Here is a 26323-nt window from a genome sequence, read left to right as displayed (position 1 = left end):
CTTCCTCCCCTAGGACCGTGCGGCGGCACGATGACGGCGCCATTGGTCCAGAACCACGGCTGCCACAATGATCACGCCCTTGACCATTTCCTGGTAATAGGCGTCGAGGCGCAGATAGGTGAAACCCGAGATGATGACCCCAAAGATCAGCGCCCCCAGCACGGTGCCCACAATAGAGCCGCGCCCACCGGCAAGGCTGACACCGCCGATCACGGTCATGGCGATGGCGTCGAGCTCATACATCACGCCCATGCCCGCCTGCGCCGTCAGGTTCTTGGAGGCCAGCACCAGCGCCGACAGCCCCGCGAGCATCCCGGCGATCGTGTAGACCAGCACCTTGTGGCGGTCGACCTTGATGCCCGACATGCGCGCCGCATCCTCGTTGGAGCCGATGGCATAGGTGTGTTTGCCATAGACCGTGTATTTCAGGATCAGGTGGAACAGCAGCGCCAGCCCGACAAATATCACCACCGGCGACCAGCCGGACATGCCGTTCCCGATGCTCGAAAAAGGCTCCGTCGGAAAGGAGATCGGCTGCCCCTTGGACCACCATTTCGCCGCGCCGCGTGCGGTCACCATCATGCCGAGCGTGGCGATAAAGGGTGGAATACGGGTATAAGCGATCAGCAGCCCGTTGATTGCACCCGCGATGATGCCGACGGCAAAGGCCACCGCAATGGGGACCAGCACCGGCAGATCCATCCAGCCCTCGCCAAACACAGCCTTGGGGTTGGGGTTGCCGTTGACCAGCGCCGTCTGGGCAAAGCTCATGGCGATCATCGCCGTCAAGCCGACAACAGAGCCGGGGGACAGATCAATCCCACCCAAGAGGATCACCTGGGTTGAGCCGATGGCGATCATGCCGATAATCGACACCTGAAGGATGATGATCTTCAGACGTGCCATATTCAGAATGGTGCCGTCCCGCGCCGTATTGAAATCAAACAGCAGGCTCTGCCCCTTCATATAGGGCAAGACCTGCCCCAGGACCTCAAAGATAATCACGATCGCGACCAGCGCGATAAGAACGTTCATCTCGTTCGGCCAGGCGCGTTTTTTCGAGTCGAACGTCAACCCGCCAATTCCATGGGACGTCTCGGACATCCTGTCTTCTCCCTTTTTCGCGACCTTGTCTTTGTGATCAAACCGAACGGCGCCGCGTCCGCCCGTTAGACCAATGTCGCGTTTGCCTGCCTGGTCCCTGCCCTCGCGCCGGAACCAGGCGGAGCGGCGCCCAAAGGCACCGCCCATGCGTTTTTATCGACCTCAGTTTTTCGACATATACATGTCGAGCGTCGCGGGGGTGACCAGCTCGAAGGGGATGTAGACCTTCTGCTCCACGTCCTCGCCCCGGGCCAGTTTCAGCGCCGCATCCAGCGCGCCGGCGCCCTGCCCTGCGGCGTTCTGGAACACGGTCACATCCAGATCGCCCGCTTCCATCGCGGCTAGCGCGTCCTGGGTGGCATCGACACCGCCGACAACGATATCCGCCATATCCAGCCCCTGCGCCTTCATTGCCTGAATGGCACCGATCGCCATTTCGTCGTTGTTGGCGATCACCGCGTCAAAGGCTTCGCCGGTGGACAGCCAGTTGGTCATCAGATCCTGTGCTTCGTCGCGCGACCAATTGGCGGTCTGCTGATCGACCACCTCGATAAAGCTGCACATGTCGGTGCCGAGGATGTCCTCGACATCCTTGGTGCGCTGCACGGCCGCCTGGTTCGACAACTCGCCCATCAAGACATAGGCCTTGGCGCCGCCAGATTTGCCCATCGCGCGCAGCATCTTGCAGACCTCAAAGCTCTCGAGCGTGCCGGATTCGATTTCGTTCGACGCTACAAAGGCCTGATTGTCCGGCAGCGAATCCACATTGATCGGCTGGCGGTTCACATAAACAAGCGGAATACCCGCATCGGCGGCCGCCTTGGTCATCGCAGCGGTTGCCGAGGTATCGACGGGGTTCACGATGATCGCATCGACACCCGAGGCCGCGAAGTTGTTGATCTGGTCCAGCTGCTTGGCGACGTCGTTCTGCGCGTCCTCGATCTGGACATCGACACCCTCCATGCCGTCGGCCAGGTCCTGGATCCCGTTGCGCAGCACGGTCAGAAAGTTGTCGTCAAACAGCGCCATCGACACGCCGATGTTTTCGGCCATGGCAGTGGTGGACATGAGCGAAGCCAGGCCCGCCGCAATCAAGGTCTTTTTCATGGTTTTCCTCCCTTTGATGGTGTCCGGCGCACCGTTCCTCTGCCGGAAACCCCCTCCTCAGGGGCCGTTGCGCCTCTGGCTCAGCCTGCGTTCGGCTGAAGCGCGGAAGCGATAAAATCAAACGAGCGCTTGAGCGCCGCATATGGCTCACTCATCGCGTGAACCTCGGGGGCGAAGCATTCAAAGGAAATCGCCCCTTCGTAGCCCGCCGCGCGCAGCGCCTTGATCTGCTCGATATTGCCAAGACGATCATCGGCGTTGACCAGAACGCGATGTTCGTCCTCCATCTGCGCCACGGACGGCGCCGCATCCACAACACCGGACACATGCAGGATGCCGGTCTGCTTGGCGAACATCGCATCCTCTTCGGCCAGCCTGTGATGAAACGTGTCATGCACCAGCTTGTAGTGATCGCCGGCGCCCAGATCCTCGATCACATCGACCAGCTCCGCCTTGGAGCGCAGCGACGAGCGGGCAAATCCCAGCGGCTCTACCAAGGCGACCATATCCGCCGCTTGCAGCATCGGCAGGATTTGCTTGAGCGCGATGCGCAGATTGGCCTGCCGCTCGCCATTGCCGGTTTGCGTGCCGTCATTGCGCGGGATCAGGCTGATGGTTTCCGCTCCCGACGCCTTGGCCGCAGACAAAAGCGCCTCGACCTTGGTGCGGATCTCATCGGACCAGGAGTTGAAGGCGTAGACTTCGCTCAACCCCAACAGGCGCAGGCCCCGGTCCCGCGCCATTGCACCGGCCTCTGCCGCGTCCAGCCCGTCAAACAGCGGACGGCCCAGATCATTGCGCACCTCGACGCCGACACACCCCAGCGCCTGCGCCAGATCCAGAAACGCGGTATAGCCAAGACGGCGGACCGTCATCTGGTTCAACGCTGTTTTCATCCTGACCCTCTCCCCGACACCCTGTTTGGTGTGGGCGGACGCTGCGCCATGTCAGGGGAACGGTCAATTCATCGCCGCGTGGTTTTCGCCAAGAATGACGTTTTTCCGCGCATGCACGGTGACGTATTTACGTCATCACAACATTTCAGACAGCACCAGATGCGGGTCGAGGAAATGCTGCCCGGCGATGCCGTCATCACCTTCCTGAACCGAACGCACCATATGCCCAACAAGATCCGCACAGAGGGCGGGGAGCGGTGTGGTAATCGCCATCAACACATATCCGTCGGCCAGGGCGGCGCTGCTTTCCTTGGTGACCTCATTGACGATCAGCGCCACACGCGGGCTGGCGTGGGCCTCGCGCAGGGCCGCGATCGCGCCCTCCATGCCACCACCGGCGACATAAATCCCCTTTAGATCAGGATGTCTGCCCAGCAGATCCAGCGTCGCCTCATAGGTCAGCTGCCGGGTTTCCAGGTTCACCAGCGTATCGAGAACAGAAAACGACGGCGCGTTTTCCCGCACAAAGGAGCGAAACCCGACCTCGCGCAGATCATGCCCGTGCCAGCGATTGCCGCCGACGAAAATTGCCAGTTTTCCCGGGATTGGCACCGTCTTGGTGATCATCCAGGCGGCAACGCGCCCGATTTTCATATTGTTCATACCAAGATAGTTCCGGCGCACGCCCTGGGCAAAATCATTCAGCAGGGAAAAGACAGGCACGCCTCTTTGCTTCAGATCGCTCACGACCTGCGCCATCAGCTGATGATTGACCGCCGTCGCAGCGATGGCATCGCAATGCGCGAGGCTTTCCAGCCCCTTTGCAAAATCCTCAGGGCTCTGGGAGGAGGCAAAGCGCACAACGGCCCGCCCCCGGATATCCGACCGCGCCGCGACCGCCTGTTCAAGCTCGCGCGCGAAGTTCTGGTAGAACTCCTGGTTTTTCTTGATGAGCAGGAAGCCAAAGGTCATCTCCGGCACTGCGGCATCAAGGTTCCGTTCGATCAATCCGCGCGCGTGATAGCCAAGCTTATGCGCTGCCTGCGCGATCTTGCGCATGGTTTCCTCGCGCACCTTTGCCCGGCCATTGAGCGCGCGATCAACGGTTGTGACGCTGACACCGGCCTCTCGGGCGACATCCTGGGTGGTGGGGCGACGAGCCATGAGAGTCTCCATGACGGTTTTCCATCATTGGGCTACCCCAAACCTTCGTCTTCCGCAATGCCAGCGCAGTGGGGCCCCTCGCCAGTTGCGCCACCCGATGGGCGTCACCTCATGGCCGGATGATCCTGCTGCGCGATTTTGCGGCTCAAATACTCCAGCGGATGCAGCGCGCGCGCACCGGCAAAGCGCTTGACCTGAGAGCGGCAGGAGAACCCGGTCGCCAAGGGGGTTCGGGTCGGATCGGCAATCTCATCCGCCCAATGCATCTCGAACAGCTGTTTTGACATCGCGAGATTGCTTTTCTCATGACCAAAGGTCCCCGCCATGCCGCAACATCCCGTTTCCTGAACAGCGAGGCGCAGCCCCAGCGCGTCAAAGATCGCCTGCCAGCGTGTGGAAACTGCGGGATCGGCGGTGCGCTCGGTGCAATGGGCCAGCAGCACCGCATCTTCAGCCCGCGCCAAACGCGGCAGCCTGATGTCCCCTGCGCGAATTTCCTCCGCCAGAAACCTGTCGATGCTCCAGAGCGTGTCGCAGCGCAGACCCAATTGGGCATAGTCGTCCCCGGCCATGGCAGAAATCGCGGGCTCTATTTCAACAAGCGCATCATACCGCGCGGCATGGCGCATCAGGCTGTTGTAGCGCTGTCTGGCGATGCGCTGGAACCGGTCGCGAAAGCCCAGAACTGCCTCCGCCTTGCCGCTCGCCAATCCTGACAGACGCGTCACGCGGTATCCCAGCGCCTCCAGCACGATCTCGGCGGCCTCGATGACGGAACCATCAAAGGTCGCATTGAAATTATCCGCAACCAGCAGGACGGATTTGCCTGCCCTGTTCACAGCCCGTCGCTTGCGGGCCGGCGCCACATGCGGCAGATCGACAAGGCCGATCCTGTCGCTCAGGGGTCGCATCAGGCGCAGGCCAACATTAAACAGCCCCGGCGCCGTGCGCATCAGCGCGCCGAGCGGTTCCATCATCAACAGCAGGCGATGGCGCAACGGACGGCGGCGGCTGGCGAAATACTGCGCCAGGAATTTCGACTTCATCGCCGGGATATCGACCTTGACCGGGCAACGCGAGGCGCAGGCCTTGCACGAGAGGCAAAGCGCCAAATTCTTGTAAAGCGCCTCTTCCGCCGTGGTCTGCGCCGCCCTGTCGTCACCGTCGCGCAAACGCAACCAGTCGCGCAGGAGCGCGGCACGCCCCTTCGGCGCATAGCGGCGGTCGTTGGTCGCCTTATAGCTCGGGCACATGGCATCCGACACGGTGCGGTTGAAGCAGGCCCCATTGCCGTTGCATTGCACCGCCTTGCCGAAGTCTGACAGATCCTGTGGCGCGATCTGCGCATCCCGGGGGCCGCGAAACGGCACTGCATCGAGAGCAGTCAGCGCCGCTTGCGGCGAGGGGGTCGCGATCTTGCCGGGGTTCAACAGGTTGTCAGGATCAAAGGCCGCCTTGATCTGGCAAAGCGCCTGATAGAGACGATCGCCAAAGACATTCGGCACAAATTCACCCCGGAACCCTTTGCCGTGTTCGCCCCAGAGCACCCCACCATGGGCGCGGGCCAGCGCTTCGACCGCGTCAGAGACATCCCTGATCCGCGCGGCATCTTGCGGCTGACGCATGTTCAGGGCGGGGCGCACATGGATGCAGCCCACATCCGCGTGGCCAAACATTCCATAGGCCAATCCGCGCTGATCCAGAATCTCGCGAAAGCCAGCCACAAAATCCGGCAGATGTTCGACAGGAACGGCCGCATCCTCGACAAAGGGCGTGCCCTGGCGGGTTGGGTCCATACGACCCAAGAGCCCGACGCATTTCGCCCGCAAGGCCCAGACCTGAGAGATGACCTTTGCATCCTCGACGGTATTGGCACTGATCACCGATGCGGGGGCATCCGCCTGGAACGCCTCCAGCCGCGCGATCGCCGCCGCCAGCTCCGCCCGGTCCTGCGCCTGAACCTCGACAAAATTCATGCCCTTCACGGGCCGGTCACCGGAGATATCAAGGATGGGCGCAATATCGGCCCAGACGTCATCGTCCTGTGCCAGCCCCAGGATCTTGTCGTCGATGAATTCCACCGCCGTGGGGTCCGCCTGGGTCAGGCGACCGGCATCCGCCAGCGCGGCAAGCGCATCATCATAGGCCAGAACCAACAGCGCCCGCAGCGGCGCCTTGGGCAGCAATCGCAGTTTCATCCGTTTGGTGAGCGCCAGCGTGCCCTCGGACCCGGCCAGCAGCCGGCTGAGCACCATGCCGCCGTCTGCTGTCATCGCGTCGCGCAGATTGTAGCCGGTCAGCCCCCGGTTCATATCGGGAAAAACCCGCGCGATCTCGTCGCGTTCCTGAGCGCAAATATCCCGCAGGCTGCGGTGCACCCGGCCTGCGATACCGTCTTGCGCGCAGACCTGTTCCAGCTCCGCACCAGTCAGCGGGGCCGCATGCCAGTCGCTGCCGTCCGAGAGCACCACATCCATAGCGAGGATATGATCCGAGGTACGACCAAAGACGCGCGAGCCCTTACCGGAGGCATCCGTCGCCGCCATGCCGCCCAGTGTCGCCTGCGCGGCGGTCGAGACCGTCGGCCCAAAGAACAACCCATGCGCCGCAGCGGCGGTGTTCAACTGCTCCAGAATGACACCGGGCTGCACGATCGCCGTGCGCGCCTCCGGGTCGATCATCTCGATCCGGGTCAGGTATCGCGAACAATCGACCACGATCTGATCGGTCAGCGATTGGCCGTTGGTTCCGGTCCCGCCGCCCCGGGCGGCAAGCGGCAGTTTGCAAATGCTTGCTGCCCGCATGATACGGTTCAGATCGTCGGGTTCGCGGGGGAAGAGCACCGCGCGTGGCACAAGTTCATAGACCGAATTATCGGTGCCGAAGACGCTGCGCATGTCACCGTCTTCGGAAAACGCGCCCCTATAGCCCTGCCGTTCAAGCGCGGCCAGGAACGCCGCAATCGACGCCTGACCGAGCGAGACCTCCCCCGCGCCGTCCATCACGCGACCTTCAAGACGTCCGCAACAAGGTGCCCCTGCCCCAGTATGTCCAGCGCCGCTTTCAGGCTCTCTGCCTCGGTCTTGGCATAGAGCGCCTGCTCGTCAAAGACCTTGGTCTGGATCGCAGCCTCGAAAATCTCCTGGTTGGAGGAAAGGCCGAAGTTGGATTGCTCGTCCGAGCCGAGGTTTGACTGAAAGATCCCGGCGGCGGAGACCGGCAGGAAATCTTCATAGGTCTGCGGATCGGCGATCAGATCGCCCGAGGCAATCAGATCCTCGATCGAGGCAGCCGCCGGTACATTCTGCCCCTTTGCCCCGAAACGGAAATAGGCGAGGTTCTCGCGCCGCAGGGTGGTCAGATCGTCAGGAAAGGCGGCAAATTCCTCGGCCAGGGCCGCCATGTATTCCTCTGCGCGCTCGCCATTGGGGCCAACGGAAACCCGCGCCCGGGTCTTGGCAAGGCAATCGTCATACAGCGCCCGGCCCGCTGGTTTCAGGGCGACGCCGCGCTGTTCGATCTCGCCGAACCGGGCGGTGTGGGTGCCGGAAACGCCGTCAAAGCTCACGTCTTCCTCCAGCGCCTTGAAGGAGGTCTGGCGCAGCAGGATGCTGGCGGCGCGCTGCGGCGGGCCTTCGACGATGGCCTTGGGGGTGATGCCGCGTTCGGGCATGCCTTTCTGCACCGCGTCGATGTCGAGCGTGCGCGGGGTCAGGTGGTTGATATGCGGGCCACGGAAACAGACCACATCGGCGATCAGACGATGCGCCTTCAGAAGCGCCGCATAGGTCTGAGCCGACACCGTGGCGTCGGAATGCCAGCGGAAGGTTTCCAGCGCCTCGGTGACAAATCCCTGCGCCAATGCGGCGGTCAGACCACCCTCGGCCTCGGCCAGGTCCAAAAGCTCCAACGCGCGGTCGGTGACGATCTGACGTTTGGACAGGATGACCTCGGCCTCGCGGGCAAGCTCTTGATCTTCCAGCAGATCAAGCCGGATCAGCGAGCAGAACACCCGAAACGGGTTGCGCGAGAGCGAGGCATCCTCGATCGGGCGGAAGGCGGTGGAATGCACCGGCAAACCGGCGACGGAGAGGTCGTAGTAGCCCACCGGATACATGCCCATCACCGCAAAAATGCGGCGCATATTGTTGATTTCCTCGGCGGTGCCGACGCGGATGGCGCCGTGACGCTCGACGCTCAGGCGGGACAGCTCGCCCGCATCCTCCAGCTGGCGGCGCAGGTCTGGATTGGCGGCCAGCGTCGCCGCGTTCACGTCCTGCACCAGGTCGATCAAGGTGCCGTATTGCGGCACCTCTTCGCGGTACATGTCTGACATCGCGGTGGAAAACAGCGTGCGAATATCGTCGGGATGCATTTTTTCGGACATGGGTCTTCCTTAGGCTCGTTTGGCCGAACTGGTTCGAAGTGGATTGGGGGAGACAGCGTGGGTGAGGGTCGCGCCGAACTCGTAGTAGGCCGCGCGGGGGGCGCGCAGGGACTCGGCATAGGCCGGGACGATATCAAGCGGCAGCGCATCGACCTCGCCAAACAGCAGCGCGCGCGCCGCGCGTTTGCCAAAGACGGTGCCGGGGCCGATGCCGCGCCCCGAATAGCCAAACACGCTGAGCGCATCCGGCCCGATTTCAACGACCTTGGGCAGGTGGTCCGAGGTCATGGCTATGGTGCCTTCCCACTCGTGCTCAAACGGGACGCCGGCAAGCTCGGGATAGATTTGCGCCAGTTTCCGGGCGGCCCAGTTGCGATGGATCGCAGCCCCCGGCGCGTTGAGATTGCCGACACCGCCAACAATAACGCGCCCCGCGCGATCAATGCGCAGCGAACTCATCACCAGCGCCGTGTCCCAGCAGCCTTCGCCGCCGGGCAGGATACGGGCGCGTTGCGCATCACTCAGCGGGGCGGTGGCAAACTGGCAGTAATGGAAGGGCACAAAGGCAGGTTTGGGCGCGCCGGAAAGAGCGCCGATATAGCCGTTGGTCGCCAGCAACAGATGCCGCGCGCGAATGCGCCGCCCGTTGCTCTGGACGTGCCAGCCCTCGTCAGAATGGGAAATCTTCGTAACCGCGGAGCGTTCAAAAACACGCGCCCCGGCAGATAGCGCCGCCCGCGCAAGCCCACGGCAATAGCCCAGCGGCTGGATCGCCCCGGCGCGCGGATCGAAAAGCGCGCCAAAAAACGCCTGCGAGCCGGTCCGTCGGATGGTTTCCTCCCGGTCCAGGAGTTGCAGCGGCGCGCCGCTGGCATTGCCCTGGCGGAACCGCTCCTGAAGATCTTCGACACCCTTTGGCGCATGTGCCAGGTGCAGGGTCCCGTTGCGCGTCGCCTCGCAGTCGATGTTATGCGCCTCGATCAGGCGATAGACCTCATCGGGAGCCACCGACAGCGCGTTGATCAGGCGGGTGCCGGGGCCATCGCCGATCTGTTTCTTGATCACCTCGGGCGGCAGCCAGAGCCCGGCATTGACCAGCCCGACATTGCGCCCCGAGCCGCCGTGCCCGATCGTCTGGGCCTCCAGCAGGACAACATTCGCGCCCGATGTGGCCGCTTCCAGCGCGGCGGAGCAGCCGGTAAAGCCGCCCCCGATCACAACGAGATCCGTCTGGAGATCCTCGCTCAATGCCGGGACCTCCAGTGCGCCGTGATCGCTTGCGCGCCAAAGCGAGGTGTGAGGATCAGATGTCAAATTTTACTCCCTGAGCCAGCGGCAATTCTGCCGAATAGTTCACGGTGCTGGTCTGGCGACGCATGTAGCCCTTCCAGGCGTCCGAGCCGGATTCCCGACCGCCGCCGGTTTCCTTCTCGCCCCCAAAGGCCCCACCGATTTCCGCGCCAGACGGACCGATATTGACGTTGGCGATACCGCAATCCGAGCCGACAGCCGACAGGAAAGTTTCCGCTTCGCGCACATTCAGCGTGAAAATACAGGAGGAAAGCCCCTGCGGCACGTCGTTCTGAAGCTCGATCGCCTCGTCCAGCTCCTCGTAGTCCAGAACATAGAGGATCGGGGCAAAGGTCTCGGTCCGCACGGTTTCGGTCTGAGCCGGCATCTCGACCAGCGCGGGGGCGATATAGGCACCACCCGGAACGCCATCGGTGACGATCGCGCCACCATGCACGGTGCCACCATCGGCGCGGGCCTTGTCAAGCTGGGCCACCATCGCATCGCGCGCGGCCATATCCACCAGCGGCCCGATCAAAGTGCCCTCAGCGCGGGGATCGCCGATCGGCAGGTTGGCATAGGCGCCTTTCAGCTTCTCGATCAGCTCGGCCCGGATGGATTTATGCACGATCAGGCGACGCAGAGTTGTGCAGCGCTGACCGGCAGTGCCGACGGCCGAGAACACAATCGCGCGCACCGCCATGTCGAGGTCAGCAGAGGGCGCCACGATCATCGCGTTGTTGCCGCCAAGCTCCAGGATCGCACGACCCCAGCGCGCGGCGACTTTCGGCCCGACGATACCGCCCATGCGGGTCGATCCCGTCGCCGAGATGATCGGCACGGATTTGGAGGCCACCAGCGCCTCGCCCACTTCGGCACCGCCAATGACAACCTGATGCAGCCCCTCCGGCGCATCATCGCCAAAGCGGGCCAGCGCTTTTTCAAAGATCTTTTCGCAGGCCAGCGCGGTCAGCGGGCTTTTCTCGGAGGGTTTCCAGATCACCGGATCGCCGCAAACAATCGCCAGCGCGGTGTTCCAGGACCAGACCGCAACCGGGAAGTTGAAGGCGGAAATCACGCCAACCGGCCCCATCGGCTGCCAGGTTTCGCGCATAGTGTGGCCGGGACGTTCCGAGGCAATGGTCAAACCATAAAGCTGACGCGACAGGCCGACGGCAAAGTCGCAGATGTCGATCATTTCCTGAACTTCGCCCAGCCCTTCCGAGGTGATCTTGCCGGCCTCCAGCGTCACCAGCGCGCCAAGATCGTCCTTGGCGGCGCGCAACTCCTCGCCGAGAAGCCGCACCAGCTCGCCACGGCGCGGGGCCGGAACCTTGCGCCATTCCTTGAACGCAGCCTGCGATTTGGCGATGATTGCCGGCATGTCGGCGGCGTTTGTCTCGGTGATCTTTGCGACTTCTGCCCCGTCGATGGGCGAGGTCACGGCCAAAGTGCCGCCAGTCAGCTCGGCTGCGCTCAGCCCGTTTGCGGCAAGGATATCTGCGTGTGTCATGTCATTTCTCCAGTTGGGATAGCCGGTCGCCCCTCTTCGCGTTTCCATAAAGGGCAGACCGGTTGCGCGTTCCTGATTGTGTCTGAAAACCGGCATGGACCGGCCTTCACTCTGTGCCGGGCGCAGGCGTGCTACGCGGCGGCACAATATTCGTTGATAAACCGCGTGATGCGGTCGAGCCCCGTGTCAAGCGCGCTCTCTGCATAGGCAAAGGACAGCCGCAGGTGACCGGGCAGACCAAAGGCCCGCCCCGGAACCAGCGCCAGGCCGGCCTTGTCGAGCAAGGCGGCGCAGAATTCGGCGTCCGAGCCAAAACCACCGGCCTTGAGCGCGCCGCTCACGTCGGGAAAGGCGTAAAAGGCGCCATCGGGCTGTGGGCAGGTCACGCCCTCAAGCGCGTTCAACGCCGCCACGACCTTGTCGCGGCGCTGGCGCAGGATGTCGCGACGCTCGTTGAGCAAACCCTGATCCCCGGTCAGCGCCGCCAGCGCCGCCGCTTGTGAAATCGAACAGGCGCCAGAGGTTATCTGCCCCTGCACCGCACCCATGGCCTTGATCATCTCGGCCGGTCCGATGCCCCAGCCGATGCGCCAGCCGGTCATCGAATAGGCCTTGGACACCCCGTTGACGATCAGCACCCGCGCCGCAAGTTCCGGCACCACCTCGGTAAAAGAGCTGAAGGGCACGTAGCTCAGATGGGCGTAAATCTCGTCCACCAGGATCAGAACCTGCGGATGGCGGGCCAGCACCTCGCCAAGCGCCTTCTGCTCTGACGCGGAATAAATCGCGCCCGAGGGGTTGGAGGGCGAATTCAACATCACCCAGCGCGTCGCGGGGGTGATCGCCTGTTCCAATTGCTCCGGCGTGATCTTGAACCCCTGCGCCATCGGGCAGGTCACCACAACCGGCGTGCCACCGGCCATGCGGACGACATCGGAATAGCTGGTCCAATAGGGCGCGGGGATGACCACCTCGTCCCCCGCATCCAGCGTGGCGAGCATGGCGTTGGCGATGACCTGCTTGGCACCGGTCGAGACGATGACATTGGCCCGCGTGACCCCGTTCTGGTCGGCAATCACATCGCGCAGCGCAGGTGTTCCCATCGTTGCCGGATAGCGGGTTTGACCCTCCAGCGCAGCCCTGTGCGCCGCTTCCACCACATGCGGCGGCGTTGGAAAGTCGGGCTCTCCGGTGGACAGGGCCACAACATCCTTGCCCTGCGCGCGCAGCTCGGCGGCGCGTTCCGTCAGTTGCACGATTTCCGAAATCTCCAGCGCCGCGATTCTCTGCGCCCGTCGAAAATTCTGCTGAAGGGTCATGGCATATCCACGTCATGTGTTGTTTTCGCTAGGCTAAGCAATAAAATGCACCAAAAATAGTGATGCTTTGTCACTTAATCTGGAGAAAAACTCACATGATTGCCCCAAGGCGTTTCTTGCCGTCGATCAGTTCATTGCTGGCACTGGAGGCGGTCGAGCGTCTGGGAACTGCAAATGCCGCTGCAGATGATCTGGCGTTGACCCACTCGGCGGTCAGCCGGCAACTCAAGGCGCTGGAAGAGCAGATCGGCGTGTCGCTGTTTTATCGTGGCGGCAAGACGTTACAATTGTCGCCCGCCGGTGTCGCCTATGCCAGATCGGTTCGCGAATGCCTCAATGATCTCGCCCGGGCAAGCCTCACGGTGAAGGCAAGCGGCTCGCGCCCCAACCTCAACCTGGCGATTCTGCCCGCTTTCGGCATGCATTGGCTCGGCCCGCGCCTGAAGAAGTTTGTCGAACAGCACCCAAGCATCCTGATCAACCAAAGCTCGCGCATCATGCCGTTTGACCTCGACCTCGACGAGTTCGACGCCGCGATTCACTTTGGCACCGAAGAATGGCCCGGCGTGCACTACCTGCCGCTCCTGAAAGAACGGGTGATTGCGGTCTGTTCACCGGATCACGCAAAGGGCGCGCCGTTCAGCCCGGAACGCCTTCTGGACGAGCCACTGCTCCACCTCAAAAGCCGCCCCGGTGCCTGGGAGGAATGGTTCAAGGCCCATGGCATTGATGCGGTGAAACTGCGGGGCATGTTGTTTGACCAGTTCGCCAATATCACCGAGGCCAGCGTCGAAGGCTTCGGGATGTCTCTGCTGCCGGAATTCCTGGCCGAGCACGAGTTCAAACGGGGCCGCCTTGTTCCTGCGAGTTCCCGCTACATTGACGTCGAAGGCACCTATTATCTGGTCTGGCCCAGGCACAGGCCAGTTTCGGAACCGCTCCGCGCGCTGCTCGATTGGCTTGGTGGCTGACGCCGCCTTTAGTCCGCCGGAGCAGGTTGCAGGCCTGCTTCGGTTGCGATCCGATCAAAATCGGACAGGCGCGCAAAACTGGCGGGGTTGACCACCCCGAACTTGGATTGATCCGCAACCAAGATCCGGTTCTGCGCCCGGGCCATCGCCGTCTGTTTCAATCCGGCCTCGCGAAAGGTGGTACAGGTGACGCCAAGGGACTCCTCTACCCCCGCCGCCGACATGAACGCATGGTTGATCGCATAGGCATCCAGGGTCGCGTCGTCCTGCGCCGGATAGAAGGACGCCGTCGGTGCGTGATAAACGCCGCCCAGCAGAACCAGCTGAAGATTGGGCTTGCGCACGACCATATCCGCAATGTTCAAAGCGTAACAAATGATCGTCAGCTCCATATCATCCGGGATCAGGTCGATCAGATGCGGCAGGGTGGTGCCGCAGTCGACGAATAATGTCTCTTCCGGCATCAGCAGCGGAACACAGGCGGCGCAGGCCGCGCGTTTGGCGGCCTCGTTCAGTTCCGCGGCCTGCGCCAGCTCGTAGGGCGCGCGCCTTTGCGCCTCCTGTGACAGAACGATATGCCCACCCAAAAACTGAAATGTTTCAGGTGCTTCCCGCATATCTCGGCGAATTGTCATCTCGGAAACATCCAAGAGCTCCGCCGCATCGCGAATATGAATCGAGCCGTTTCGCTCGACCGTGTCCTTCAGCAACAGAAGCCGAGCCTCCTTGCGGGTTGCCGGGGTGCCGCGATGTTCGGGTTGGCGCATGTTTCTCTCCTGCTCAACAGATGTTATAAAAATAACAAAATTGAGTTGCAATCAAAACATTTGCCGGTAGGCTAGAGGCAATCCAACGCGCATCCGATGATGCGCCACATGCGTCACAAAGGGTTTCGCCATGTCACAAACAGCCGCCCTGCCCGAGGTCACGGCACCGGCAGAGGGTCACGCCCGCAATCCCGGGTTGCCGCTCGATTTGTCCCTTGTGGAATCGGTGCGGGTCAACACCTCGGCGTCCGAACGCCGCGCCGCCGCCCTGCCGGGGCGCCGGGCCGTGAAGGGCGACGCCCAGAGCGCCTGGCTGCTGAAGGCGGTGACCTGCATCGACCTGACCACGCTGAATGGCGATGATACCGAGGGCCGGGTGCGGCGGCTCTGCGCCAAGGCCATCCAACCGGTGCGCCCCGACCTCCTGGCGGCGCTTGGCATGCAGGATCACCGGATCACAACCGGCGCGATCTGCGTCTATCACCGTTTTGTTGCCACCGCTGTGGATGCGTTGCAGGGCAGTGGCATTCCCGTCGCCGCCGTTTCCACCGGCTTTCCGGCAGGGCTGTCGCCCCATGCTACCAAACTGGCCGAAATCGAGGCCTCGGTGAAGGATGGCGCAGAAGAGATCGACATCGTCATCACCCGCGAACATGTGCTGACCGGCAATTGGCAGGCGCTTTATGACGAGATGCACGAATATCGCGCCGCCTGTGGCGATGCCCATGTCAAGGCGATCCTGGCCACTGGTGATCTCAAGACCCTGCGCAATGTCGCCAAAGCCAGCCTTGTCTGCATGATGGCCGGGGCCGATTTCATCAAGACCTCGACCGGCAAGGAAGGCGTCAACGCCACGCTGCCGGTGTCGCTGACCATGGTCCGCGCCATACGGCAATATCAGGAGATGACCGGCATCAAGGTCGGCTACAAACCTGCCGGGGGCGTGTCCAAGGCCAAGGACGTTCTGACCTATCTTGCCCTCATGAAAGAGGAGCTGGGCCATGACTGGCTGCAACCTGACCTCTTTCGTATCGGTGCCTCGTCCCTGCTGGGCGATATCGAACGGCAACTCGAACACCGCGTGACGGGCGCCTACAGCGCCGCACGCCGCCACCCGATCGGATAACCCAAGATGACCGTAGCGAGCTTTTTCGACAGCATGGATTACGCCCCGAGCACAGAAGACGACACCAGCGCCCGGCAATGGCTGGCCGCGCATGAGGGGCGCTTTGGCCATTTCATCGGTGGCAGCTTCACCGCCCCCGCCGACGGGTTTGACACCCAGGAACCCGCGACGGGCAAGCGCCTCGCGACCGTCAGCCAGGGCCGCGCGCAGGATGTGGACAGCGCCATCGCCGCGGCCCGCAAGGCGCAGAAATCCTGGGCCGCGCTGCCCGGTCACGAGCGGGCGCTGAAGCTCTATGCCCTGGCGCGGATCATCCAGCGCAACGCGCGGATCTTGTCGGTGGTGGAGGCGCTCGACAATGGCAAGCCGATCCGTGAGGCCCGCGACATCGACATCCCGCTTGCCGCCCGGCATTTCTATCATCACGCCGGTTGGGCGCAGCTTCAGGACAGCGAATTCCCCGGCTATGATCCGGTCGGCGTGATCGGCCAGGTGATCCCGTGGAACTTCCCCTTCCTGATGCTCGCCTGGAAGGTCGCCCCGGCGCTGGCGCTTGGCAACACGGTGGTGCTGAAACCGGCCGAAGCCACGCCGCTCACCGCGCTGCTCTTTGCGGAGCTGGCGCAGGCGGCTGGCCTGCCCGACGGGGTTTTGAACATCGTCACCGGCGATGGTGAAACCGGCGCGCTGATTGCCGCCAATGAGGGGATCGACAAGGTCGCCTTTACCGGCTCCACCGAGGTGGGTCGCAAGATCCGCGAGGCCACCGCTGGCAGTGGTAAATCGCTGACGCTGGAACTGGGCGGCAAATCCCCTTTCATCGTCTGTGACGATGCCGATCTTGATGCCGCGGTCGAGGGGGTCGTGGACGCCATGTGGTTCAACCAGGGGCAGGTCTGCTGTGCGGGTTCGCGCCTGATCGTGCAGGAAGGCGTGGCCGAGGATTTCCACGCTCGCCTTGCCGCACGGATGAAAACGCTGCGCATCGGCGCATCGCTGGACAAGACCATCGACATGGGCGCAATCATCGACAGCACCCAGCGCGACCGGATTGCGGGCATGGTGGATCGTGCCGTCGCCGCAGGGGCAACGCTGGTGCAGGCCGAGATGAGCCCACCCGAGGGCGGCAGCTACTATCCGCCGACCGTGTTGCAAAACATCCCCGCCACCTGCGAAGCGGCGACCGAGGAAATCTTTGGCCCGGTTGCGGTCTCCATGACCTTCCGCACCCCGGCAGAGGCGATACAGCTCGCCAATCACAGCCGCTATGGCCTCGCCGCCAGCATCTGGAGCGAAAACGTCAACCTGGCGCTGGATCTGGCGGCCAAGGTTCAGGCCGGAATCGTCTGGGTCAACTGCACCAATGTCATGGATGCGGGCGTCGGCTTTGGCGGCGTCAAGGAGAGCGGTTTTGGCCGTGAAGGCGGGCGGGAAGGCTGTTTTGACTACCTCAAACCCCGCGCTTTCGCCAAGGCCACGGAGCGTAAACCGGCACAGGCTGCCAAGGCCAAGGGCTTTGCGCTGGATACGGTGGACCGCACCGCGAAATTCTACATCGGCGGCAAGCAGGCCCGCCCAGACGGGGGGCATGCGCAACCGGTTGTGGGCGACAAGGGCGAGGTGCTCGGCGAGGTTGGGGTCGGCAACCGCAAGGACATCCGCAACGCGGTGGAGGCCGCAACCGGCGCCGCAAGCTGGGGCTCCAAGACCCAGCACAACCGCGCTCAGATCCTTTATTACATGGGCGAAAACCTCTCTGCCCGAGCCGAGGAATTTGCGGATCGCCTGCGCGCGCAGACCGGCGTGAAATCCGACAAGGCCCGCGCCGAAGTCGCCGCCGCCGTGTCCCGGCTGTTCAGCTATGGCGCCTGGGCCGACAAATACGAGGGCGTGGTACATATGCCGCCGATGCGCGGGCTGGCGCTGGCGGTGCCCGAGGCCATCGGCGTCGCGGGCGTGATCTGCCCCGAGGAGTCGCCCTTGCTGGGTTTCATCAGCACCACCGCGCCGCTGATTGCCACCGGCAACCGGGTGGTCGCCGTAGCCTCCGAGGCGCATCCGCTTTCGGCGACGGATTTCTATCAGGTGCTGGAAACCTCTGATGTGCCGGCGGGCGTGTTCAACATCGTCACCGGCAGCGCCGAGACCCTGGGCGCGGAGTTGGCCAAGCACAACGGCGTGGACACGGTCTGGGCCTTTGGCTCGCGGCAACTCTCTGAAACGGTAGAAAGATTGTCCACCGGCAACCTCAAACGGGTGTTCACCGATTATGGCCGCGCCTGGGACTGGACCACGCCAGAGGCCGAAGGCGCGTTGTTCCTGCGCCAGGCGACGCAGGTCAAAAACATCTGGGTGCCCTACGGCGAATAATGCCCAGGTGCCATATTGCAGAGGAGCGGAGCACGCCTCTCGGCAAGTTCAGGAAAACCGATCCCGCGCGCTCTGGGCCGCATGACGCATGCCGCGCGCAAACAAGGTGACGTCGATCTCGGTGGCGATGAAACTCGCCCCGAGCGCGCGGCATTGCTGTTGCAGCTCAGCATCCAGCGTCAGAATGCCGGCCGCCTTACCGGAAGCGACGATCCGTGTGATCGCCTCCAGAATGACGCGCCTGACCTCGGGGGCCTCGGCCTGACCAAGATAGCCCATATCCGCCGCAAGATCCGACGGGCCGATAAATACGCCATCGAGCCCCTCCACCGCGAGGATTTCATCCAGCGCCGCAAGCCCCTTTTTGTTCTCCACCTGCGCCAACAGGCAGATTTCTTCGCGCGCGGTGGTGAGATAATCGCCAATCGCAGAGAAATCGGAGGCCCGCGCCAGGGCAGCGCCGACCCCGCGCACCCCATGCGGCGGATAGGTCACCGCATCCACAAGCGCCTGCGCCTGGGCGCCGCTTTCCACCATCGGCACCAGCAGGGTTTGCGCGCCGACATCCAGCAACTGCTTGATCATCCAGGTCTCGCTGATCGGCGGGCGCACGACCGCGGTGCTTGATCGCGCGGCGATCACCTGAAGCTGCGCCGCGATGGATCGCACGTCATTGGGCGCGTGTTCGCCATCGACCAACAGCCAGTCAAACCCGGCGCCGGCGCTGATCTCGGCGATGTACGGATCGGCAAGACCGAGCCAACAGCCCAGTTGCAGCTCGCCCCTGGCGATGGCGTGTTTGAACGGATTTCGGGGTGCAGGCATACTCTGTCCTCAGGCAAAAGAAATGGCAACATCGCCAAACGGGCCAAAATCGGCAGCAATCTGGCTGCCGGGTGGGCATTCGACGGGGCGGATAAAACTGCCGGACAGGATCACCTGACCGGCTTCGATGCTCTGGCCATACTGCGCCATGCGGCGGGCCAGCCAGACGATGCTTTCAACGGGATCATTCAGCACCCCGGCACCCAGGCCGGTTTCTTCGACCACCGCGTCACGGAAGGTGATCGCCCCGACCCAGCGCAGATCAAAGGCATCCACGGCATGACGCTGCGGCCCCAGAACGATGCCGGCATTGGCCGCGTTGTCACTGATGGTGTCAAAGACGCTGCGTGACTTTCCGCTTTTGGCGTCCTGACGCAGGATCCGGGTATCAAGGATCTCGATCGCGGGGGCGACATAATCCGTTGCGGCGATCACCGCGTCGCGGCTCACATCCTCGCCACCCAGCGCGGATTTCATCACAAAGGCGATCTCGGTTTCGATCCGCGGCTGGATAAACCGGCCTGCGGGCACGGTCGCGCCATTGGCAAACAGCATGTCATCAAACAGGATGCCGCTGTCGGGAATGTCGATCTCCAGGGCCGATTGCATCGCCCGGGAGGTCAGCCCGATCTTCCAGCCAATCACCCGCCGCCCCTGCGCAAGCTTGGCCGCGCAGAGCGCGCTTTGAATGGCATAGGCGTCATCCATGCCGATCTCAGGGTGGCGCAGGCTGAGCAGACCGATCTGAGAGCGGCTCTGCTCGGCGGCCAGAAGATCGGCGGCGGCGCGGGCGTGATCGTCGGGGGTCATTGCTGTTCATCCTCGATGGTGTTGCGCAGGGTGCCGATGCCCTCCACCTCGATTTCCACCACATCGCCCGGTTGCAGGTATTGCGGCGGCTCCAGCCGCGCGCCAGATCCTGTCGGCGTGCCAGTGACGATGATATCACCGGGCTGAAGCGTCATGAAGGTCGAGATATATTCGATCTCGCGCCGGATCGGATGCATCATCCGGGCCAGCACATCGTCCTGACGCAGCGCGCCATTCACCCGGGTGATGATCCGCGCCTCGTCCAGTTGCGCCGCATCGGTAAAGGGCACCAGCCAGGGCCCGAGCGAGCCGGAGTTGTCCCAGTTCTTGCCCTGCGTGACGTTGAACTTTGCATGCCGGACCCAATCACGGATGGTGCCCTCGTTGCACAGCGTCAGCGCGGCGATATGATCATAGGCATCGGCCTGCGCGATCCGCCGCCCCTGCTTGCCGATGACGATTGCCACCTCGCCCTCGTAGTCCAGCATGTGGCTTTCCGGCGGGCGGATCAGCGGGCGGTCATGGCCGGTGAACCCGCTGGCAAAACGCGGAAACAGCGACATGAACTTTGGCTGCTCGGAGCCGTCCTTGTATTCCGCATTCCGGTCAGGAAAATTCACCCCGACACACAGAATGCGCCGCGCGTTGGGCAAGACCATCTCATACTGGAAATCTGTATGCGTGACGGGTTTGCCCGCCGCCGCTCTGCCGAGATCTGCCAGACTGCCGGCCTGAACGGCATCAAACAGCGTTGGCCAGTGCGGAAAATCCTCGTTCAGCGCGATCATGCCATCCCCGGCCACGGCCCCGTAACGTGTTTTCCCGCCGGCGGTATAGGTCGCAAAGTTCATTTGATCTGCTCCCAAATATCCTGAACAACGGCACGAACCATCATGACGTCATCACGTGTCGTTTCGAACTGGCCCACCTGAACACGGATGATCTTGCGCCCCTCAAAGGCGCCTTGCGTCAGATAGATCCGCCCGTCGTCATTGATCGCATCGACCAACCTCTGCTGGGTGTAATCATCACCGGGGCAGCGAAAGGAAAACAGGCTTAGGATCGGCTCGGTCACGATTTCAAACCCGTCCAGCCCCCGGATCGCCTCGCAGAGCGCCTGCGCCCAGGTCACGTGATTGCGGATGCGGGCTTGCAGCCCCTCCAGCCCATAGGCGCGGATCAGGAACCACAGCTTCAGCGCACGGAACCGACGCCCCAGCGGAATGGTCCATTCCGAATAATTGGTCACCGCCGCGCCGGTGGTCTTGAGGTACTCCGGTTCAATCTTCAGCGTGTTCAACTGCGCCGTGGCATCGCGCAGGAACTGCACCGAGCAATCAAACTGCGCCCCCAGCCACTTATGCGGGTTAAAGACAATGCTGTCATAGCCCGCCACACCCTGCCAGTACTCGGCGCGGATCTCGGGGCAGATCATCGCCGAGCCCGCCCATGCGGCATCGAGATGGGTATAAAGATCATGTGCTCTGGCAACCTCAAGGATCGGCCCCAGATCATCCGAGGCGCCGACCCCCGTGCCGCCGGTGATCGCAATGACCCCCGCAGGCGTGTAGCCCGCCGCGATATCGGCCCTGATCGCCCGATCCAGCGCCCCCGCGTCCAGGCCATAGCGCGGCCCGGTTCCGGGGAGCTTGACCAGATTGTCCTGCCCGATCCCCGCCACCCAGCAGGCGCGGTCGATCGAGGAATGCACCTGATCGGAACAATAGATCCGCAAGGGGCCCTTGCCCGCCAGCCCTTCGCGGTTGCCGCTATATCCGGTGGCCCGTTCGCGCATGGTCAGCACCGCCGACAGCGTCGCCGAGGAGGCACTGTCCTGAATGACGCCGGTATAGGGTTCCGGCAGCCCCATGGCCTGGCGCAGCCAATCGACCATGACCCCCTCGACCTCGGTCGCGGCGGGCGAGGTCTGCCAGAGCATACATTGCGCGGCGACAGTATTGACAAGCTGTTCCGCCAGCATCGACGGCGGCGTGGCATTGGCCGGAAAATAGGCAAAGAAGCGTGGATGCTGCCAATGGGTCATGCCCGGCATCACGATCTCTTCGAAATCCTTCAGGATCGCGGCCATATCCTCGGGCTCTGCGGGCGGGTGTGCTGGCAGCTGCGCGGCGATCGCGCCGGGCTTGCTCTGTGCTCGCACCGGCCGATCCCGCAGCGTCTTGTGATACTGCGCGCCCCAATCAGCGATGTCCTTGCTCCACTTGGCAAAATCGTCCCAGTCCATGCGCTACTCCGCCTCTATGCCATGTCCACAGATGTGTTTGATCGCCCGCGCCCCATTGCGCCGCCGAAGGGTCGCAGCACGCCTCATGGTGCGATGATCGGGCTGGCCTTGATGTCAGACTCCCGGGTCTTTACGTCAACAAAACCGGAGCCATGGGTGAACCAGCTTTCCGGTGCCGGCGCACCCCAGAGCGTCTGGCGCTGCGGGTCCCGAAGATCCCATTTGATCGGTTCCAGATCCGGGTCAACCGTCTGATAATCCGAGCAATATATCTCGATCCGGTGGCCGTCTGGATCCAGGATATACAGGAAGAACGCATTGGAAATGCCATGTCGGCCCGGGCCGCGTTCGATATTGCCGACATGGCCGGTGGTGGCCATCAGATCAAGCAGGTCGATGATATTGAGCGGCGTCGGCACCCAAAAGGCCACATGATGCATGCGCGGGCCGGTGCCATTGGTAAAGGCCATGTCATGCACGCCACCCTTGCGGTGCATCCAGGCGGCCCAGAGCTTCTTGCTCTCTTCGTCCTCGGTATATTCCGTCACCCGAAATCCGAAATCGGAATAAAACGCAACCGAGGCATCGACGTCGCTGCTGAAGCAATTGAAATGGTCGATGCGCAGCGGCTTGACCCCACGATAGAGCGCATAGCTCTGGTGGATCGGTGCCAGCCGGTCCATCTTGTGATAAAACTCCAGCGGAATGCCCAAGTTGTCAGCCGTCAACAGGCTGCGCCCCTGATAGGGACGATCCACCCAGCGGGTGGGGCGGCCCCTGGATTTGAAATAGACCTCCGCCCGGTCGAGATCCTCTTCATCAAAGGTCTTGAAGCCCAGCACCTCGACCGTTCCCGGCTGATCGGAGGCTTGCAGGACCACCGAGTGGTGGCCGCGTTCCTCCATGGCGCGCAGATAGACATGGCGGTCGTTTTCATCGGTGACCTGAAAGCCGAGGATCTCGGTATAGAACCTCCGCGAGGCCGCCAGGTCGGACACGTTCAGACAAACGTGGCTCAGACGAATGGTATTGAAATCAGGATAAAGATTAGGGGCGGGAACGGGCATGAAGGGCTCCTGTCGGGCGAGGCTTGCGCGCAAATGACCAAGGTGGTGTCAGACCCCCAGGCGGGGGATCTTGTGCTGGCCGGTGGCAAAGGCGATGTTTTTCTGCTCCATATAGAATTCAAAGGACCAGTCGCCGCCGTCGCGGCCGATGCCGCTGGCCTTGACCCCGCCAAAGGGCGTCGGCAGGTGGCGGACGTTTTCGGAATTCACCCAGATCATGCCCGCTTCGAGCCTGTCCGTGACGCGCAGCGCGCGGGTCAGGTCGTTCGTCCAGACATAGCCGGTGAGCCCATAGGGCGTGTCATTGGCAATTTGCAGCGCCTCTTCTTCGGTGCGGAAGGAAATCGAGGTCAGCACCGGGCCAAAGATCTCTTCCTGCGCAATCCGCATCTGGTTGCTGGCGCCGGTGAACAGGGTCGGACGCACGAAATAACCCTCATCGCCAAGAGTGACCCCGCCCGCCGCAACGGTGGCGCCATCCTCGCGGGCGATATCGAAATACCGGGTGACCTTGTCGAAATGCTCTTTGGTCACCAGCGGCCCGATTTCCGTGGCCGGGTCCAGCGGATGGCCGACCTTGATGGCGTTGACGCGCGCGATCAGCTTTGCCTCGAACTCCTCCCGGATACTCTCCTGCACCAGCAGACGGCTGGAGGAGGTGCAACGCTCACCATTGATCGAGTAGATCATGAAGATCACCGCATCCAGCGCGCGCTCCAGATCAGCGTCGTCAAAGACGATCACCGGGTTCTTGCCGCCCAGCTCAAGGTGGTTGCGCTTGAGCGTATCAGCGCCCTGTTTGGTGATCAGGCTGCCGGTGCGGGACTCGCCGACAAAGGCGATGGCCTTGATCTTGGGATGTTCGCAGAGCGCCCGGCCCGCGCCTTCGCCAAAACCGTTGACGGTATTGAGAACCCCCGGCGGCAGCCCCGCCTCCTCGGCGATCTCGACCAGGAGCCGCGCGGTCAGGGGCGAGGCTTCGGCGGGTTTGTGCACCACGGTGCATCCTGCCGCCAACGCCGGGGCGATCTTCCAGGTGGAAAGCATAAAGGGCGTGTTCCAGGGCGTGATCACCCCAACCGGGCCGATGGGCGTGCGGGTGGTGACATTCATCAGCGTTGGCGATTTCAGGTGCTGACCGTCGCGGGCCTGCACCACCTGATCGGCGAAATAGCGGAAGTTTTCCGCCCCGCGCAGCGCCGCCTTGGACATGAACCGATAGGCCTGGCCGGTGTCCCAGCATTCGCATAATGCGATCTCTTCGGCGCGCGCTTCGATCCCTTCGGCAATGCGGATCAGGATCGCCTTGCGCTCCAGCGCCGGCATATCACGCCAGGCACCAAAGGCATCCAGCGCCGCCAGCGCCGCGCGGTCGATGTCGTCCGCCGCGCCCAGTGCCACGTCGCAAATCACACTTCTGTCCACTGGCGAGATCGACTGGAAAACGCCCTGGCTGCCCGCCACATCCTGCCCTGCAATACGGTTTGCCACCCCGCTCTCGCGAAAGCGCGCAAGATATCCGTCCAGGGTTTTCAGCTTCTCGTCCAAGACGCGCATGGCAATCCTCACTTATGGCCCGACAGGCGGGCGTGGATGGGGGTATCTTTCCAGCTGAGTTCCGGGTCGAGCACCCGAATTTCCAGCGAAAGCGCAAAATACGGCGTTGAAAGCGGCTCTTCGAGAAAACTCTGCGCCGCGGCAAAGAGCGCGTTGCCCGCGTCTTTCAGCTGGGCGTGATCGCGTCCCGCCCCGACGCTGAGCGTCATGGCGAGGAAATCGGTTTTTGCATCACCGTCGGCAACAATCGCATGATCGGCCCTATGGGCGCGCACCCGAATGCCTGCGGTTGGGAAATCCGGCGACGCCACAAGCGCCGCATGCATAATCCGACAGAATGCCGCCACATCCACCCGCGAGTCGAGCGATGGCGAATAGTCGATGGATAGATGCGGCATATGTTGTCCTCCCAGGCCAAAATAACATGTTAAATATTCCACCCCCTGTCAATACATAACGTGTTAAATAAATTCACAGCCAAATGCATCCGGGGGGATATAGAAAATCCCGGCCAGCCACGCGCTGCCCGGGATCACATCAGATCAATCACCTGCCGAAAAGGGGCTTAGCTGCGCCCGTCTGCGGCGGCGGCGGCAAGCGCCTCGCGCAGGATCTCACGGTCGCCGATATGATTGGCCAGCAGCAGGATCAGCCGCGCATTGACGGCCATGCTTGCATCATCGGACAGCCCATCATGCACATCGAGAAGCTCTGCGTAGAACCCATCGGGGTCGGTGATATTGGGATCGGTATTCAAAGACATGATCACTCCTTTCCCAAGGCGCGCGCGACTGCGGCGGCAACCTTGTCCGGCTCATAGCCCGGCCAGCGGGCCGCGACATGTTGGTCGGGGCGGATGAGATAGACCGCCGTTTCGGCATCGCCGAGATAGCGCGCGTTGAGCTCTTGCCCCGCCTGCAAGGTCAGCCCGCGCAGGCTCAGCCCCTCGACCTCCTGCATCTGTGGCACCGCGACCCCCAGCCCGAGCAGCATAAAGCCGCCCCCGAGCTGATCCAGCAGATAGCCCGAGTCCAGCGGCGCATCGGGGCAAGGCGCACCGGGGCGCGCCCGCGCCGGGGCATCGGGCAGGGCATCAGGCGTATTCAGCGGCAACCCGTCATAGACGCAGGGCACCGACAGCCGCCCGGAATTCACCAGGGGCCGGGCAAAGGCATGATGTTCCGCCAGATCCAGCACAGCATTGCGGAAGACATGGCTCACCTTGGATTTCGGCGTGATGAAATCGGTGGCGCGGGAGGAGTTCAGAATGTTTTCATCCGCACCATGACAGCGCTCGGCGTCATAGCTGTCCAACAGCGTGTCGGGCGCCTGACCATTCAGCACCAGTCCCAGCTTCCAGCCCAGGTTGTCCACATCCTGCATGCCCGAATTCGCACCACGCGCGCCAAAGGGCGAAACCTGATGCGCGGCATCGCCGGCAAACAACACCCGGCCATGGCGGAACTTCTTCATGCGCCGGCACTGGAACGTGTAGATCGAGGTCCAGACCAGCTCATATTCCACCTCCGGGCCCAACATGGCGGCCAGGCGGCGGCGGATGTTTTCCTCTTTCATCTCCTCGGCGCGGTCGATGTCCCAACCCAGCTGGAAATCAATCCGCCAGACCCCATCGGGCTGCTTGTGCAACAGGGCACTGTCCCCCGATTTGAAGTGGGGTTCGAACCAGAACCAGCGCTCGGAGGGGAATTCCGCCTTCATCGTGATGTCGGCGATCAGGAAGTTGTCCTCAAACACCCGGCCTTCGAAATCCAGCCCCATCATCCGGCGCAGCGGTGACGACGCGC

The 26323-nt window shown here is 62.8% G+C and carries 22 protein-coding genes; 3 read left to right on the top strand and 19 right to left on the bottom strand.

The features are described from left to right. Positions 1-9: 9 nt before the first annotated feature. The 9 genes from HCZ87_RS04055 to HCZ87_RS04015 form a co-directional block, all read right to left on the bottom strand. Positions 10-1104 carry an ABC transporter permease gene (locus HCZ87_RS04055; protein ID WP_167642492.1) on the bottom strand — a complete coding sequence of 365 codons (1095 nt, stop codon included), beginning with the start codon at positions 1102-1104 and terminating at the stop codon, positions 10-12. A 162-nt stretch (positions 1105-1266) separates the two neighbouring features. Then, entirely contained in the window at positions 1267-2211 is a 945-nt protein-coding gene (locus HCZ87_RS04050; protein ID WP_167642491.1) for a sugar ABC transporter substrate-binding protein, read from the bottom strand. An 80-nt stretch (positions 2212-2291) separates the two neighbouring features. Then, the gene (locus HCZ87_RS04045) at positions 2292-3107 is read right to left on the bottom strand and encodes a TIM barrel protein (RefSeq protein ID WP_167642490.1); all 816 of its coding nucleotides are present in this window, start codon (positions 3105-3107) and stop codon (positions 2292-2294) included. 135 nt (positions 3108-3242) lie between these two features. Further along, positions 3243-4271: a LacI family DNA-binding transcriptional regulator gene (locus HCZ87_RS04040; protein ID WP_167642489.1), complete on the bottom strand. Its 1029-nt coding sequence runs from the start codon at positions 4269-4271 to the stop codon at positions 3243-3245. A 104-nt stretch (positions 4272-4375) separates the two neighbouring features. Then, entirely contained in the window at positions 4376-7273 is a 2898-nt protein-coding gene (locus HCZ87_RS04035; protein ID WP_167642488.1) for an FAD-binding and (Fe-S)-binding domain-containing protein, read from the bottom strand. Next, entirely contained in the window at positions 7273-8658 is a 1386-nt protein-coding gene (locus HCZ87_RS04030) for a VOC family protein (RefSeq protein WP_167642487.1), read from the bottom strand. Before HCZ87_RS04030 ends, HCZ87_RS04035 begins: the two co-directional genes overlap by 1 nt. Before the next feature lie 9 nt (positions 8659-8667). Further along, a complete protein-coding gene (locus tag HCZ87_RS04025; RefSeq protein WP_167642486.1) occupies positions 8668-9972 on the bottom strand; it encodes an FAD-binding oxidoreductase in 1305 nt (434 codons plus the stop codon). Then, the gene (locus HCZ87_RS04020) at positions 9962-11461 is read right to left on the bottom strand and encodes an aldehyde dehydrogenase family protein (RefSeq protein ID WP_167642485.1); all 1500 of its coding nucleotides are present in this window, start codon (positions 11459-11461) and stop codon (positions 9962-9964) included. The genes HCZ87_RS04025 and HCZ87_RS04020 overlap by 11 nt, the downstream gene beginning before the upstream one ends. A gap of 131 nt (positions 11462-11592) precedes the next feature. Continuing rightward, positions 11593-12780 (bottom strand): pyridoxal phosphate-dependent aminotransferase, encoded by a 1188-nt coding sequence (locus tag HCZ87_RS04015; RefSeq protein WP_167642484.1) that lies wholly within the window; start codon positions 12778-12780, stop codon positions 11593-11595. 95 nt (positions 12781-12875) lie between these two features. Here HCZ87_RS04015 and HCZ87_RS04010 point away from each other — a divergent pair, with 95 nt between their 5' ends. Continuing rightward, positions 12876-13751: a LysR family transcriptional regulator gene (locus tag HCZ87_RS04010; RefSeq protein ID WP_167642483.1), complete on the top strand. Its 876-nt coding sequence runs from the start codon at positions 12876-12878 to the stop codon at positions 13749-13751. An 8-nt stretch (positions 13752-13759) separates the two neighbouring features. Here HCZ87_RS04010 and HCZ87_RS04005 read toward each other — a convergent pair whose 3' ends face one another. Further along, positions 13760-14518: a DeoR family transcriptional regulator gene (locus tag HCZ87_RS04005; protein WP_167642482.1), complete on the bottom strand. Its 759-nt coding sequence runs from the start codon at positions 14516-14518 to the stop codon at positions 13760-13762. A 130-nt stretch (positions 14519-14648) separates the two neighbouring features. Here HCZ87_RS04005 and deoC point away from each other — a divergent pair, with 130 nt between their 5' ends. Both deoC and HCZ87_RS03995 read left to right on the top strand, forming a co-directional pair. Then, positions 14649-15644: a deoxyribose-phosphate aldolase gene (gene deoC, locus HCZ87_RS04000; protein WP_167642481.1), complete on the top strand. Its 996-nt coding sequence runs from the start codon at positions 14649-14651 to the stop codon at positions 15642-15644. A 6-nt stretch (positions 15645-15650) separates the two neighbouring features. Further along, positions 15651-18014: an aldehyde dehydrogenase family protein gene (locus HCZ87_RS03995; RefSeq protein WP_167642480.1), complete on the top strand. Its 2364-nt coding sequence runs from the start codon at positions 15651-15653 to the stop codon at positions 18012-18014. Between the two features lie 48 nt (positions 18015-18062). Here the strand turns inward: HCZ87_RS03995 and HCZ87_RS03990 are convergent, their stop codons facing one another. The 9 genes from HCZ87_RS03990 to HCZ87_RS03950 all read right to left on the bottom strand — a co-directional run. After that, the gene (locus HCZ87_RS03990; RefSeq protein WP_167642479.1) at positions 18063-18839 is read right to left on the bottom strand and encodes an aldolase/citrate lyase family protein; all 777 of its coding nucleotides are present in this window, start codon (positions 18837-18839) and stop codon (positions 18063-18065) included. 9 nt (positions 18840-18848) lie between these two features. Then, a complete protein-coding gene (gene hpaH / locus HCZ87_RS03985) occupies positions 18849-19649 on the bottom strand; it encodes a 2-oxo-hept-4-ene-1,7-dioate hydratase (RefSeq protein ID WP_167642478.1) in 801 nt (266 codons plus the stop codon). Further along, entirely contained in the window at positions 19646-20500 is an 855-nt protein-coding gene (locus HCZ87_RS03980) for a fumarylacetoacetate hydrolase family protein (RefSeq protein ID WP_167642477.1), read from the bottom strand. The genes hpaH and HCZ87_RS03980 overlap by 4 nt, the downstream gene beginning before the upstream one ends. Next, positions 20497-21894, bottom strand: a complete 1398-nt coding sequence (locus HCZ87_RS03975; RefSeq protein ID WP_167642476.1) for a pyridoxal-dependent decarboxylase — start codon at positions 21892-21894, stop codon at positions 20497-20499. The genes HCZ87_RS03980 and HCZ87_RS03975 overlap by 4 nt, the downstream gene beginning before the upstream one ends. Before the next feature lie 83 nt (positions 21895-21977). Continuing rightward, complete coding sequence (gene hpaD / locus HCZ87_RS03970) at positions 21978-22961, bottom strand: 3,4-dihydroxyphenylacetate 2,3-dioxygenase (protein ID WP_167642475.1); 984 nt, start codon at positions 22959-22961, stop codon at positions 21978-21980. A 48-nt stretch (positions 22962-23009) separates the two neighbouring features. Next, positions 23010-24518, bottom strand: coding sequence for a 5-carboxymethyl-2-hydroxymuconate semialdehyde dehydrogenase (gene hpaE / locus HCZ87_RS03965; protein WP_167642474.1), 1509 nt, complete (start codon positions 24516-24518; stop codon positions 23010-23012). A gap of 8 nt (positions 24519-24526) precedes the next feature. Next, the gene (locus HCZ87_RS03960) at positions 24527-24916 is read right to left on the bottom strand and encodes a 5-carboxymethyl-2-hydroxymuconate Delta-isomerase (RefSeq protein WP_167642473.1); all 390 of its coding nucleotides are present in this window, start codon (positions 24914-24916) and stop codon (positions 24527-24529) included. 167 nt (positions 24917-25083) lie between these two features. Further along, positions 25084-25281 (bottom strand): DUF2783 domain-containing protein, encoded by a 198-nt coding sequence (locus HCZ87_RS03955; protein ID WP_175582147.1) that lies wholly within the window; start codon positions 25279-25281, stop codon positions 25084-25086. 2 nt (positions 25282-25283) lie between these two features. Next, positions 25284-26323 (bottom strand): FAD-dependent monooxygenase (locus HCZ87_RS03950; RefSeq protein WP_175582146.1); only part of this gene is annotated, 1040 nt, incomplete at its 5' end.

It is taken from the genome of Phaeobacter sp. HF9A, from assembly GCF_011806385.1.
GTDB lineage: Bacteria > Pseudomonadota > Alphaproteobacteria > Rhodobacterales > Rhodobacteraceae > Epibacterium.
Note: the sequence above shows the minus strand (reverse complement) of the source record. Positions and strands in the feature narration are given on the sequence as shown.